The 12,000-nt window shown below is 38.9% G+C and carries 11 protein-coding genes; all 11 read right to left on the bottom strand.

The annotated features are described in order from the left end of the window. Positions 1–43: 43 nt before the first annotated feature. On the bottom strand, positions 44–3,748 hold the full coding sequence (locus FL972_RS05855) for an ATP-binding protein (RefSeq protein WP_144604139.1): 3,705 nt from the start codon (positions 3,746–3,748) through the stop codon (positions 44–46). Positions 3,749–3,804: 56 nt separating this feature from the next. Further along, positions 3,805–4,056, bottom strand: a complete 252-nt coding sequence (locus FL972_RS05860) for a hypothetical protein (protein WP_091655121.1) — start codon at positions 4,054–4,056, stop codon at positions 3,805–3,807. A 27-nt stretch (positions 4,057–4,083) separates the two neighbouring features. Next, on the bottom strand, positions 4,084–4,635 hold the full coding sequence (locus FL972_RS05865) for a DUF420 domain-containing protein (RefSeq protein ID WP_144604140.1): 552 nt from the start codon (positions 4,633–4,635) through the stop codon (positions 4,084–4,086). Beyond that, positions 4,622–5,290, bottom strand: a complete 669-nt coding sequence (locus FL972_RS05870) for an SCO family protein (RefSeq protein ID WP_144604141.1) — start codon at positions 5,288–5,290, stop codon at positions 4,622–4,624. Before FL972_RS05870 ends, FL972_RS05865 begins: the two co-directional genes overlap by 14 nt. 74 nt (positions 5,291–5,364) lie before the next feature. Beyond that, entirely contained in the window at positions 5,365–5,694 is a 330-nt protein-coding gene (locus tag FL972_RS05875) for a cytochrome C oxidase subunit IV family protein (protein WP_144604142.1), read from the bottom strand. Between the two features lie 19 nt (positions 5,695–5,713). After that, complete coding sequence (locus tag FL972_RS05880) at positions 5,714–6,490, bottom strand: cytochrome c oxidase subunit 3 (RefSeq protein ID WP_091655052.1); 777 nt, start codon at positions 6,488–6,490, stop codon at positions 5,714–5,716. A 27-nt stretch (positions 6,491–6,517) separates the two neighbouring features. After that, entirely contained in the window at positions 6,518–7,099 is a 582-nt protein-coding gene (locus tag FL972_RS05885) for a cytochrome c oxidase subunit 3 (RefSeq protein ID WP_144604174.1), read from the bottom strand. A gap of 2 nt (positions 7,100–7,101) precedes the next feature. Beyond that, positions 7,102–8,007 (bottom strand): heme o synthase, encoded by a 906-nt coding sequence (gene cyoE / locus FL972_RS05890; protein WP_144604143.1) that lies wholly within the window; start codon positions 8,005–8,007, stop codon positions 7,102–7,104. A gap of 2 nt (positions 8,008–8,009) precedes the next feature. Beyond that, entirely contained in the window at positions 8,010–9,086 is a 1,077-nt protein-coding gene (locus FL972_RS05895) for a COX15/CtaA family protein (protein ID WP_144604144.1), read from the bottom strand. Further along, the gene (locus tag FL972_RS05900; protein ID WP_091655049.1) at positions 9,070–10,953 is read right to left on the bottom strand and encodes a cytochrome c oxidase subunit I; all 1,884 of its coding nucleotides are present in this window, start codon (positions 10,951–10,953) and stop codon (positions 9,070–9,072) included. The genes FL972_RS05895 and FL972_RS05900 overlap by 17 nt, the downstream gene beginning before the upstream one ends. A gap of 27 nt (positions 10,954–10,980) precedes the next feature. Beyond that, on the bottom strand, positions 10,981–12,000 hold the full coding sequence (locus tag FL972_RS05905) for a cytochrome c oxidase subunit II (protein WP_144604145.1): 1,020 nt from the start codon (positions 11,998–12,000) through the stop codon (positions 10,981–10,983).

Here is a 12,000-nt window from a genome sequence, read left to right on the forward strand (position 1 = left end):
CAGAAAACCAGACCCTTTTACTCACAAGGTACTAAAAGCCAACTTATGTGGCTATAGGAAAAGTTAGGTAAAATGTAGTTCCTTTTCCAAAATCAGTTTCAAACCATATTTTTCCTCCGGCTGTTTCCACACCAGATTTTGCTATGGCAAGCCCCAATCCTGAACCGGTGGATTTGGTGCTGAAATTTGGGATAAAGATCTTGTCTCTAAGTTCCTCTGGTATACCTTTTCCATTATCAGAAATCTCCAGAAATACTGCCTGTTCTGTCATCCAAAGCCATACTTTAATCTGTGGAGTTTTTCCCTCTTCCACAGCCTGAACTCCATTGATAATTAAATTGGAAACCACCCTGCCAAATAATTTTTCGTCCCCCATGATGGGAATAGTGTCGGTGTAAGAGTCATCCTGGAAAATCAAGTCAACCTTTTCATCATTCTTAAAAAGATCCAAAACTCTTGTTACCACCGCTTTAAAGTTCATGAGCTCATTTTTTGGCAATGGCATCTTGGCAAAGGTGCTGAATGATGAAGCAATTCCACTTAAGGCGTCAACTTGATGAATGAGGGTTTCCAGAGACTTTCGGAGTTTTTGCAAATCATCCAATCTTCCAGCCTCTTCCAATCTCAGCAAATGCTGCAAAGTCAGCTTCATAGGAGTTAAAGGGTTCTTAATTTCATGCGCAACTTGCTTAGCCATTTCCCTCCAGGCAGACTCTTTCTCTGTAGAGGCCAACACCTTTTTACTGGCTTCTAGTTTGAAAAGCATGTTGTTATATTCATTGACCAAAAGACCGATTTCATCCTTTGCATCCCAATGCATAGGTTCGTTATTCTCCAGGTTGGTGGTTTTCAACTTTTGTGTTAATAGTCTAAAAGGGAAGGTCAAGTTTTTAGAAACGAAGAAGGAAACAATCAAAAAGACAATGAAAATAATTACAAACGTGTTGAAAATATTACTCAACACATCTGCAATCAGGGTGTTCAGTTCCGCCTCAGACTCAAAAAACGGAACTCCCAAGATTGCAGAAATCCCCTGTCCGGTTGCTGTCGGAATAGCCAAATAAACAGACTTATATCTTAGCTTCCCTATCTGTTCTTCAGCCAAAAACTGAAGTTGATTTTTTTCAATAATCTCAGAAATAGCAACTGGATTAATCTTGGGAGCCAGTAATTTTTTATCAAATATATTAGGCCTATTAGTAGATTCAAGGATCCCCTCTGAATTATACAAATGAATATCAGCTGCAATAGTATTTGCCAAGGTTACAACCTCCTCATTCAGCAAATCCTGGTTTACCTGACTAAGTGAACGGTCCCCCAGAAAACTGGAAAGATTTCCACGAATCAAAGCAGCCTTCTGTATATACTGCCTATCCAAATCCTCCCTGTAACTATTCGCCAAAAGCCCTATCGTAATGATTGAAATGATAATAATTGGAAAAAAGAAGGCAAAGTTGAGGTAAAGCTGAAGCTTGGTAGAATAATTAAACTCAAAATTCTTTCTACCCTTAATCAGGACATTGGTCAAAATGGTGAAAAAGGTCAAAAAGATGAATACAACGAAATAGAGAGATATATTACCGAAGAAGTAGGAAAAAGGTCTGTTTTCCGAGGATATCACAATTAACTCTTCCCCATTTGACACAGCGAAATGATGGTAGCCATTGGCATGAATCCCCGATCCCATTAACTTGGATACTTCCAATCTCGCTAGCAAATCAGAATTCGAATAGTTAAAAGATCCGGCATTTCGGATGATTTCGCCCTCCCTGAAAATTGCATAATCAAATCTGACTGGATCTAATTTTTCACTGTATTTTTTATCTAGAAGTAATTTAGGATATACAGAGCCTGGCTGAACCCTCAGTTGCCGCAACTCCAGAAACAAAGTCCCAAGTAAATTTTCTTCGCGTTGAATGGGAATAAAGGCAATAAATTGATTTCCCATATTTCCCTCAGAGCCTCTGATAAAGTAGAGTCCTTTGAGACTGGTTACGTAGTCTGATTTGACATATTGATCTCTAAGTCTATTGAGGGATCTATTATCCGGCGAATTGATCAAGTCCTGTCCATTGGGAGAAAACAGTCTGACGCGGACGTCAAACTGATCAAAGTAATTATCCAAATAGATACGCCTGATTTTAGTCTCGATGGGATCTTTGGATAATAAGGGGTCTGCCAGTCGATTTTGAATAAATAAGTCGGATTGAATGCGGCTGAAAATTTCTCCCAAGAAAAATTCAGTCATCACATCGCTTTCTATTAGGTTTTGATTGGCAAAGCGAACTTTGGATTGAATCAATTGCTCTCTTTCTGTTTGAAAAGTGCTGATACCCGCAATTCCGGCAGTTATCAAACAGCCAAAGAAAAACGTCAAAAAGGTATTAAGTCCCAGTCTGAAAATATTTCTGAAAAGCTCAAATTTGATGACCAAAAAAAGGAAGATCAGGTGTATAAACCAGGCCACTCCCAACCAAGTAGACCAGAATATAGCTAATAATCCTAGGGGAAGCCCTGCAACTAATAGGTATTTGAAATAAATTTTCTTGGGTGCATTGAGTTCCAACAACAAACTTCCCAGAGAAAGACAGAATAGAACATAGATAGCCGACCAGAGAAAAACAATCAAAAAGCTCAGTCCCTCAAAAATCCCGAATGTAGGGATGGCCTCTATATCCAATGGCCATTGAGAATTTAGAATTAGATCTCTTGGTAATTCCCAAACCAGATAAAAACCTAAGACTGAAATCAGGAAAACTATCCCAAAGAATATTCTCAGCTCTTGTTTGGTTTGAAGTATGGTAATTTTCTCATGAGTTCGGGGAGATACCAGCTGATATAAAATCATTCCTGATACAGCCACTCCAAAAACCGTATTGATTAATAAATCTCCTAGGCTGGGATTCAACCATGAAGCAGCATAATAACTGGGGTCAAAAAGGGCAATATTGAAATACTCTCCGGGAAATCCCAGAATTAGCATAACCAGTCGAAATGCCAAAACTACCAGAATCCCATATCCTACTCCTTGCCATCTTCTTCCTTTCCTCCATTTTTTCAAGACAAAATCTGAGCTCAGAAGAAAATAAAGCAAGAAAATAGAAGTAAAAAAGATGAAGACAGCGGGGTTTGAAATCCGCCCTGCCGATTGATAGCCAATCTGAAAATCAATCCCGAAAATCGGGACACCCGCTAGATTACTGACTTGATGATTTGCCTCCTCTCCTATAGGTTTTAGAATAAATTTATCATTCCCGAAAAGCCTGGAATTTGCTCCTGTTACTAAATAGTCATTTTCAATAGATCCCGGCCAAACCAGACGAAACGCATGAACCACCAAGTAAGACTTCCCATTTCGACTGATCTTTCTATTTTTAAGTAAAAACTTTCCATAAGGATCTTCCAGTAACTGATACTCTTTGTTTTCATCTACCTGATCAAAGTTTAAAGTAAATGTGAAATCTGACCAGAATAATAGCTGCTTTTCAGGATTGAGAATAAAAAATGGATGATTGTTAGCCGAAGAACTGATCCGGTCAAAAGTAATTTCCTCGTCAGGTTTGATGACCATTAAGATTTGGACAAAATCCTCATCAAACTCCCTGTCAATTTGTTGAATTTCTTCTTCCAGCACAGTAATGAAGCTTTCTTCATCACTTTTTTGAAAGAAAAAGAAATTCAGGATTAAAACAGCAAGGAGAGAAAAACTGCTGATCAAAATAATCAGCCTGCGAACGTTTGAGCTCATTTGGTCTAAAAATAAAAAAAGCAAAGTCCCTGATCAAACTTTGCTTCTTTAAATGCTTATCTAAGTGCGAGTTTTGACTTTCTTTTTTTGGCGGCTCTATACCAAAGAATACCTATGACGGTAGCAATGAGATAAGGCATGACAAAAAGATATAAAATCCCGGTATTCAAACCAGAACCAATACTCGTGTCACCATTACTTACGTTATTCTCTACAGAGGCTCTACACATAGCACATTGCGCAAAAGAATTGACTTGCACTAGTAAGAATGCCAATACTGTAAATAATAAAGTTTTCAACTTCTTCATCTTAACTCCTTTCAATTTTCAATAGAATCAGCGAATATAATAAGGGCTTATCATTAAATAGACGATTACTCCTGTCACTGAAACGTACAACCAAATCGGATAGGCAAATTTAACCACTTTTCTGTGCTTTTCCCTTTGGTTGGTATATCCATAGTAATAAGCGAAAAGAATTGGAAAAAGTGCCACTGCAGCCAGAATAATATGGGTTATGAGTAAGAAATAATAGACAGGTCTAACCCATCCTTCTCCTCCAAAAGAGGTGCTTTCGGCAGCTCCGTGATAAATCACATAAGAAACCAGGAAAATTGCTCCCAATCCAAAAGCTACGCTCATGGTCGCTCCATGGTAGGAATACATTTTTTTCTTGACAAATATAAGCCCTAAAATCAAGGCCAAACTTGCGGCGGAATTCATTACTGCATTCAAATGGGGTAGAAAATAAACCCATTCTGCGCCAATATCTACCTTACTAGGCATAAATAGCAAAACAGCTACCGCTACAGGGATCAGAACGGAAATAACAATGATCCAATTTTTGACTTTAGCTTCATTTTGAAGCAGGGAATTACTTGTTGCCATGCAATAAGACTTTGGTTTCTAACATTAACAAATCTACGTCCTCTCTGTTCGTGCCACTATAATATCCTCTGATTCTTCCCAGCTCATCAACGAGTACAAATTTATCACTATGCACGAAATCATCCGGAACACCCATGCCATCTAGAGCAGGTAAAATAAAACCACATCTTGCAAGCTGATAGGTCTCATCCACCGGACCGGAAAGAAATTGCCATTTATCGGAAGTAGCGTTGTGCTTTTGAGCATATTCTTGTAGGATTTCGGGAGTATCATACTCAGGGTCAATACTAATTGACATGATCTGAACTCGAGGTTCTTCCCGAAACATATCATTGACACGTTCCATTTCCTTAGACATCACTGGGCAAATACTTGGACAAGAAGTAAAGAAAAAATCAACAATAGTTATTTTCCCTTCCATGTCTTTCCTTCCTACATTCTCCCCATCCTGATTTACAAAAGTAAATTCGGGAATATAGTGCTGAGTGCTATCCTCAAAGGTGCATTCTCGGAAGGGATTCTCTACCCCATTTTGGTAAAAGATTGGCAAATCATACTCGTTGTTTCCAAACCCTCTCAAAAACATGATGATCAGCACGGGTATCAATAAGATACATACCAATACCAAGCCTTGTAATATTCTTAATCCTCTCATGATATGCTTTTAACAAAAAAGTAGGTTGAAGTGTCACACCCCAACCTACTTTTTTTAATTATTTTAATAGAATTCTACCAACGCATCATAAAGATGTCTGATCCTTCTTTTGCCAAGGCAATTAATAACCAAACTAGGAAGATCAAAGGCACAATTATAGAGTAAAACAAAGGCTTCGCTTCATCACCCAAGTGCATAAATTCCATCATGATATACTTGGCTTTCCAGATTGTCAGGATGATGAATAAAGCATAAAGCAAAATTCCTCTATCCATAGTAAAAGCCATGATAAACTCAGCTACAGTGATAGCCAAAAGGATACCTGCAGTTTTCCAGATCTTTTTTATTTTTTCGTCATTTCTTGGGGTTACTTCCAAAGTTGACTTGTTATCCTGAATTTCCATATTACAAGAATTTAGATGCTTAGATTAGATAGAACAAGGTAAACACGAAGACCCAGACTAAGTCTACAAAGTGCCAGTAAAGTCCGATTTTTTCAACCATTTCATAGTGACCTCTTCTGTCATATACTCCCACTGCTGCTTGGTAAAAGCAAAGGAACAGAAGTACAACTCCTATAGTTACGTGAAAACCATGGAAACCGGTTATAAAGAAAAACAATTGTGCAAAAGAAGCAGGTCCGTATTCATTCACCACCAAATTCGCTCCAAATACTGTTTCTGTTACTTGTCTATTTAAAGAATTGACATAGGTAAGGACAGTTCCTCCATCTGTACCATGGATAAAGTGATTCCACTCCCAAGCTTGACAGGCCAAGAAAGTAATACCACCCAACATAGTCCAAAGCATCCATTTTACTACATCATTTCTATCATTTCTGTGTCCTGCTTCTACAGCCAATACCATGGTAACTGAGCTGGAAATCAAAATGAAAGTCATGATACCTACGAAAACCAATGGAGCATGAATTCCATGTAGAAATGGAACAGCTTCGAAAACCAATTCAGGAACTGGCCAGTATTCGTTAGATCCTACAAAGGTGTCAGCAGGACCTGTATAAGCTGGATAACTTACACGGATTGCTAAATAGCTGATCAAAAAAGCAGCAAAGGTAAAGATGTCGGAGAGCAAGAAAAACCACATCATCAGTTTTCCATAGCTGGCTTTAAGAGGTTCGTTTCCACCTCCCCAAACGCCTCTTTTAGAGCTTACTCCAATTGCAGTAGAATGCGCAGACATAATTAATTTATTTGTACCAGGTTAATTTTAATGATTCAATAGCAAAAACATAAAGAGATAAATCCACAAGCCTCCGAGGAAATGCCAATAGGTAGTGGCCATCTCCATTGTATTCATAGCTTGTGAATGAACTTTATATCTAAAGGTCGAAATTAATACAATAATCAGAAATATCACACCGCTAATAAGGTGTAAGGCGTGTAATCCGGTAAATACATATAGAAAGGAGCCTGCAGGATTACCTACAAAAAACACTTCTCTATCTACCAGAGCAACCCAGCTATACCATTGACCTACCAAAAAGGCTAGCCCTAGGACAACTGCAACCACCATACCTGTACGAAGCTGAGAAATATTATCCTTCTTAGCTGAGACATAAGCAAAATGAAGGAAAACTGAGCTTAAAACTACAATTCCAGAAGTAACCCAAAATATATTAGGCAATTCATAATCCAGCCAATTTCCTTCTGCTTGACGTACGATGTAGGCACTGGTCAAGGCAGCAAAAATCATCACCACAGTAACCATAAACAGCCACAATGCAAACTTCTTTGGATGCATTGAGATAGGCTGTTCCACCATATCTACATATTTCAATTCTTTTTCCATCATTAAGGTAGTTTATCCAATAGATACGCAATCTGAACAATTGGCAAATAAAGGAATGACCCAAACATGATCTTCAAAGCAGACTTTCTAGAACAGTCCCTCATTAATGAAAAGGTCTGAGCTAAGAACAATACGCCACAGATAGTTGCCACAATCCCGGAATTCAAACCAGTCAAGCCAAAATAGCTTGGCAGCAAACCGAGAGGAAGCAAAAACAAGGTGTATATCATAATTTGAATAGCTGTATTCAAATCCTGTCCTCCACCGCTTGGCAACAACTTAAAGCCTGCTTTCTTATAATCTTCATCACTTACCCAAGCAATTGCCCAAAAATGAGGAAACTGCCAGATAAATTGAATACCGAAAATAATTAACGCCTCATAAGTAATTTGTCCTGTAGCGGCAGTCCATCCTAATAAAGGGGGCATGGCTCCAGGAATAGCTCCTACGAATACAGCTATAGGACCAACTTTTTTCAAAGGAGTATAAGCAAATACATAAAGCACCATGCTTAATATACCCAACCAAGTGGTCAATGGATTTGTGAAAATCCAAAGTAAAGAAACACCTATTATTGCCACCATTGTGGTAAACCAATAGGCTTCTTTCAAAGAAATAATCTGTAAGGGTAAAGGTCGATTTTGGGTTCGTTTCATTAACTTATCCAAATCCCGCTCCATGATTTCATTGGCAGCGCCTGAGGCACCTGAAATCAGGAATCCACCCAATGCTAATCCCAAAAAGCCAGACCAGCCAAAGCTTGCTCCTCTATCGCCTAAGATATAACCAAAGACTGCAGAGAAAGTCACCAAAGCTGATAATCTGAATTTCAGTAGATCAGAGTAGGCTTTCAGACGTCCAATTAGGACATCCATTATCGAATGGTCAGTTACACCAACTGTCCTCATTTTCAATTTGTATTTAACTTAAGTTGAACATGGTCTCTCAACTGCAAAATCAGAATAAACTGAACTCCTACAATCAGAGATCCAAGTAATAAGTGTATAGGCTGAAGAAAGGCGGGAATACCGAAATATGCCATACCAATCCCGGAAGCAATTTCAAGTAAAATCAATAGGATAAGCACCTGAGACCATATGTTTACCTGGGATTCTCTAAGGGTGTATTTAAAAGCCCAAAAGAAATAAAGTAAATGAACTCCCAATAGTACAAGTGAGAAAGATCTGTGAATCAAGAATACCATTCCTGATCTTCCAATCCACTCCTCTCTCAACATATTTCCCAGACTGGCGGCAACCTGATCAATTTGTTCTCGCACCTGAGTTCCCAAAATAACTTGAGCAAACATCAGGATAATTCCAAGAATCAAAATCCATCTGAGTTTAGATGGAACTTGAAACAGATCGGCTTTTGTCCTAATCAAATCAACTGCTCTATGATTAATGTACAGAAGTAAACCAACCAAAAGCAAAGCCAAGATCATATGAAAGGTTATCATCCATGTCAGCAGATTGGTAGAAACCACTAACGAACCTATCCATCCCTGAAATAAAACCAGTACCAAAGATGCAATAGAGAGTATCGGAATCCACTTATCTACCGACCACAATCTGAAGGATTTCCAAACTGTGAAAATGATTAAGAAACCAATCAATACTCCAATCAGACGATTGATGTATTCAATCCAAGTTTTAGTAGCGTTGAACTCCTCTTCTACTAAAATGGATTTATCATTGGCCACTTGATAAGCTGCTTTTTCAAAGCCTAATTTTTCAAGGGTTGCTACAAACCGTTCGTTTTTAGCTAATCTTTTTTCAAGATAAATCTCTTGATAATTTTTTGGGAGCTGATCTACCGATGTTGGTGGTATCACGCTCCCAAAACATTTTGGCCAATCAGGACATCCCATTCCGGAGCCTGTGCTCCGAACTATGCCCCCGACCAATATCAGGAAATAAACAGCTATCACCGTAATTAAACTAGTCCGGCGAAAGCTGTTTATTTTATTTTTAGTGTTTAGATTCATTGGCAACCAAGACCTCAGATTCCTCTTTCATAATTTCCATTTCAAGCTTTACTTGCTCTTGCTCATGAGGCAAGTTGGACTCAGGAGTCGCAGAAAGAGGTACAGTCTGAGGGATGAAATCCTCAGGTGCTCCTGGCTTAGAATAATCATAAGGCCATCTGTATACCGTAGGAATTTCACCTGGCCAGTTTCCGTGACCTGGATTAATTGGAGTGGTCCACTCAAGTGTATTAGATCTCCATGGGTTAAGCGTCGCTTTTCTACCTCTGTACATGCTGTAGAAGAAGTTAAAGAGGAAAATAAACTGCGCTGAGAAGGTAATAATAGCTGCTACTGATACAAACATGTTCAAATCAGTATACATGTTGGTAAACTCAAAGTTAGTCCAGCTATAGTATCTTCTTGGGAATCCAGCAATACCGATGTAGTGCATTGGGAAGAACACCATGTAAACACCCACAAATGTCAACCAGAAGTGGATATAACCCAATCTTGCATCCATCATTCTTCCAAACATCTTAGGGAACCAGTGGTAAACACCCGCTAGCAATCCAAAGAAGGAAGCAGATCCCATTACTAAGTGGAAGTGAGCAACTACGAAATATGTATCATGCAACTGAATGTCAATAGCTGAGTTTCCTAAGAAAATACCAGTCAAACCACCGGAAATAAAGAAGGAAACCAAACCGATAGAGAACAACATAGCTGGAGTGAAGATCAAATTACCTCTCCATAATGTTGTCAAGTAATTAAATACTTTTACCGCAGATGGAACTGCAATAATCAAAGTCAAGAACATGAAGATCGAACCCAAGAATGGATTCATACCTGATACGAACATGTGGTGAGCCCAAACTATAAATGATAGAATGGTAATCCCTAACATGGATATAATCATTGCCTTATAACCGAAGATTGGCTTTCTGGAGTTAGTTGCTATAACTTCAGAAGTAATACCCAATGCAGGTAACAATACGATATATACCTCAGGGTGACCTAAGAACCAGAACAAGTGCTGATACAATACCGGGCTACCACCTGTGTTTGGTAGCGCTTCACCACCGATATAAATGTCAGATAGGTAGAAGGATGTTCCAAAGCTTCTGTCAAATACTAGCAATAGAGCCGCTGCAAATAATACAGGGAAAGATAGTAATCCGATAACTGCTGTTAAGAAGAAAGCCCAGATAGTCAAAGGAAGTCTTGAGAAAGACATACCTTTTGTTCTTAGGTTAATCACAGTTGTGATATAGTTGATACCTCCTAGAAGAGACGATGCAATAAAGAATGTCATTGCAATCAACCATAGAGTCATACCCAATCCAGAACCAGGGATCGCCTGTTCTAATGCTGACAAAGGTGGATATACTACCCAACCACCACCTGCTGGACCGGTTTTAATGAATAGGGAAATAAACATGATAACACTGGACATGAAGAAGAACCAGTAAGAAAGCATGTTCATAAATCCTGAAGCCATATCTCTAGCTCCAATTTGAAGAGGAATCAGAAAATTGGAGAATGTACCGCTCAATCCTGCAGTCAATACGAAGAATACCATGATGGTACCGTGCATTGTCACTAAAGCAAGGTAGAAGGTAGGGTCCAAAGCACCCGATTCATCAATCCAACCACCCAAAAGAGGGCGAAGGAACTCTAAATTCATTTCAGGAAATCCTAGCTGCAATCTGAATAGGATGGAAAGGAATCCACCAATAATTGCCCAGAAAATACCTGTTACCAAGAACTGCTTACCGATCATTTTATGATCAGTAGAGAAAATGTATTTGGTTACAAAATTATCATGATGCTCGTGATCGTGATGATCATGGGCTGTGTCATGAGTTGCAACTGACGCTGTAGCCATAGTTTATAATTTTGTGTTTTTGTTCGCTTATTGAATTTCTGCCAGTTCTTTCACATCAGACTCTAATCCTTTTGCTAAAGCAGGATTATTTTGAATGAAAGATTTCTGTTCCGATAACCACTTCTGGTAGGCCGCTGGCTCTACCACCTCTATCACTTTCCTCATCCCATTGTGACCTCGACCGCAGATTTCTGTACAAGCGATCTCATAGTTAAACTCAGGATTACCTAATTCTTCCCTCATCTCAGCAGTTGTTTTGGTTGGCACAAACCAGAATCTGGTTGGCATACCCGGCACTGCATCCATTTTCAATCTCATATGGGGAGCGAAAACTGAGTGAAGCACATCTCTTGCTCTGATTTTGAACAATACTGGTTCCCCCTTTGGAATTACTACTACCGGAGAAGGAAAATCATCGATTGAATTTTTATCAGAGAAATCAACACCATGAGAGTTTTGAGCACTAGTTAGTCTGTAATCATAATCTCCCAAAACATTATCCTTTCCAGCATATCTTACGTCCCAAGCAAACTGATAACCCATGATTTCAATTACATGAGCTTTTTCAGGCGCAGGAGCAGTAATGTCAGACCAAGCCATCCATCCCGAAATAACCAAACCAGCCAAAACTACACCAGGAACAACAGTCCAAATGATTTCAAGCTTGTTGTTGTCAGGATAGAAAGTAGCTTTTCTGCTCTCCTTGTACTGATACTTGTAAGGAAAGATAAACAGAAGAACGTGCGTAATCAGAAAAACAACTCCGGTTACCGCCATGGTAATCCAGAATAATTGATCTGTAATCACCCCATGCTCAGAAGCAACTGGAAGCTGATAATTATCAAATTCTTTTATAGAATACCAGAACATCAAAATTCCTGTTCCAAGCAGAAACAAAACGAATAAGATCGCATTGATTTTATTACTGCCTGTCGCAATTTTTTTGTCTGATCCTTTTACTACTGAAACCAAGGTTTGGATTCTATATACCATCCAGATGATGGATAGTAGCAAAAGAACCCCAACTGCAATAAGAAATCCGTACAT

Origin of the sequence: Algoriphagus algorifonticola, assembly GCF_007655305.1 — a bacterium.
In the GTDB taxonomy this organism is placed as follows: Bacteria; Bacteroidota; Bacteroidia; order Cytophagales; family Cyclobacteriaceae; genus Algoriphagus; species Algoriphagus algorifonticola.